At 49.3% G+C, this 2,555-nt stretch carries 1 protein-coding gene; it reads right to left on the bottom strand.

What is annotated here, in order from left to right; translation table 11 throughout:
• Positions 1 to 2,555 (bottom strand): helicase (locus KKH67_14170; protein ID MBU1320326.1); only part of this gene is annotated, 2,555 nt, incomplete at both ends.

Raw genomic sequence — 2,555 nt, 5'->3', positions numbered from 1 at the left:
TTCTTCGTTCACCCGCTCCGTCTTATCAAGGATCTGTGCGTCCTCTCCGATCGTATCATGAATCTCCTGAATGCGATTGTGCAATGTTGCGTGGAGCCCGAGTGTTCTTTCCAGTTCAGTTTCTGGGAGGAAGTTGTATCCCCAAACGACTTCATTCTCTGACCCGATGCGGTCAATGCGTCCGAACCGCTGGATAAGGCGTACCGGATTCCAGTGGAGGTCGTAGTTAATCATCTTGTCGCCGTCCTGAAGGTTGAGACCTTCTGAAAGGACATCCGTTGCGATAAGCAATCTAATCTCCACCTCACCTTTAGGGAATTTGTAATCGGGATTTGCTTTCGGTGCAAAGCGTCCAACAGCCTTTGACTTGCTCTTGTCGCCGCTATAGATGACTTCAATCTCATCGTCCTTAGCGCCAGGATTCAGGTTTTCAAACAGATAGCGAGCAGTATCAGCAAACTGGGTGAAGATGAGGAGCTTGCCTTGCGAGAGTACGTCCTTATCGAGCCACTTAAACAATGTCTGTAGCTTGGCATCCTTCTCTGGCGTTATGTCTTTCACATGACCGAGCATTTCCTTCAGCAGTTCCAGGTCATGCTTCACGTCTCGTACGATTCTATCCTTGTCGAAGTCTTCAATTCTGTACTTCTCGCTCGCCTCAGTCAGTGCATCGTACAGATCGGCTTCCTCGTACTTGTCGGATTCATAGAGGATGCCCTGCGCCTCATCTCCTGCAGGCACGATGCCTTTGTCCAACGATTTCACGAAACCTTCATGTATGCGGATCATGCGCTTGAGTGTCTCTCTGAACGCATAGACGCTCGACTCAAACCGCTTGAAGAGCAGCGCCCGCATCAGTCCATACAGGTTAGCTCCGGCTCGGTGCAAATCAAGATACGGTTGACGCTTCTGCTTTTCCGGTACGACGTAGTCCCACAGAGAGTAACGGGCATAGAGCAGTTCCCTGTCAGCTTTAGCATGTCTCTGGTTTCTTGGCTTGCCGAGATAACTACGGAGTCGCTGGTACAATCCGTTGTACGTCGTCTCGATGCTATACTCAATAGTTTCAAGCTCACGCTTCGGGAAGAACTGGTGTCGGCCGCCAACGAGTACATATGCTTTTCTTTTTCCCGATTGATATTCTGCATAACGATTTGGATCTACCGGTTGATGTGTTTCACTGTCGAAACCATACCATTTGAGTATGTGGTTGCGTGTGCGGCGAATAAGAATGTGGACAAGCAGGTCTTGCAAGCGTCGCTCATCCTTTTCGATCATGTTGAAATACTTTTTCAGGTCTTGTGGATCGATGGGAAGATCGGTCTTGTCGTCGGGATGGAAGAGCTTGATCTGGTTGTATACATCCGTGACGGCTTTGTTGCGTGGCGTTGCCGTGAGGAATACGCATCGCTTACGCCCGGCGCTGAGATATGCCTGCAGGATTTCGTACCTCTGCGTTGTATGGTGCCGGAAGTTATGGCTCTCGTCCACGAGCACAAAGTCCCTATCTCTGTACTTGATGTCTTCGAGAAGAATATTTCTTCCAGCTTCTGCTTGCTCACGTAACATCCCCATTGATAGCACACGAGCATTGAGTTGATAGACTTCGTTGTACCCTTCCCACATTTCTACAAGTGTCGCTGGACAAATGATAAGAGGGCGTGCATGTTCTGTTCGTTCAAAGTGTTTAAGAATAGCAGCACCTATAAAACTTTTCCCCATTCCGACGACATCTGCAATAAATGCACCTGAATATTCTCTGATAATTTGGATAGCTTGCCTCACAGCAACCCGCTGAAAGTCTGCAAGCTTGGAGGTGATCTCATCTTCCCAGAGAATGTCTACGGCTTCGCCTTCTTCCAGACGGTCTCGCACGAGTTCATAGAGCGTCTTCATGTAGATGTCGTATGGACGGACGGGAGCCAACGCCCATGAAGCTTTCAACTCTATCATCAACGATTCGTCAAAATCTTTCGACTCCTCCCACAACTCATCAAACCAGCGGGATAGTTCAATGTGGTTGTCTTCGCCGTGCACGACCACATTCAATTCGGTGTTGTGTGAGATTCCGGAAAGCGTAAGGTTGGACGAGCCGACAATAGCGATCCCCTTCTCGTACCTGCCATCCTGTTTGTAGTCAAAGATGTATGCCTTGGCGTGCAGCCGACCTTTGGTATAGACTTTCACTTTGAGATTCTTCTGTTCTATGAGTCCGGCAACGGTTACAAGAAGTTCTTCGTTACCGTCTGTCTGATCCATGAGAGAGACTGCTTCTTTAAGGTTCTCTGCCGTTACCTTGACGTTCCTCGATTCGTCCACGCGCTTGATGAACTTGACCTGGTTCGCCGCTTCTTCCACAAGCTCAAGCCGCTTGTATCCTTCGGAGAGTTGTTCGAGCGTTGGGTAGTTGGTGGTGTTGCCGATGAGTAAACGGATCTCGCCCAAATGCTTCAAATCGTTACGCAGCGGCTCAAAGCCGGAGAGGAAGAAATAGCCCACGGCAAACTTCGCCCTGTCGCTGGATGGAAGAATGCGGAGAATGTGCTCGATCAGTT

This window comes from Candidatus Zixiibacteriota bacterium (assembly GCA_018820315.1).
Lineage (GTDB): Bacteria > Zixibacteria > MSB-5A5 > JAABVY01 > JAHJOQ01 > JAHJOQ01.
Note: the sequence above shows the minus strand (reverse complement) of the source record. Positions and strands in the feature narration are given on the sequence as shown.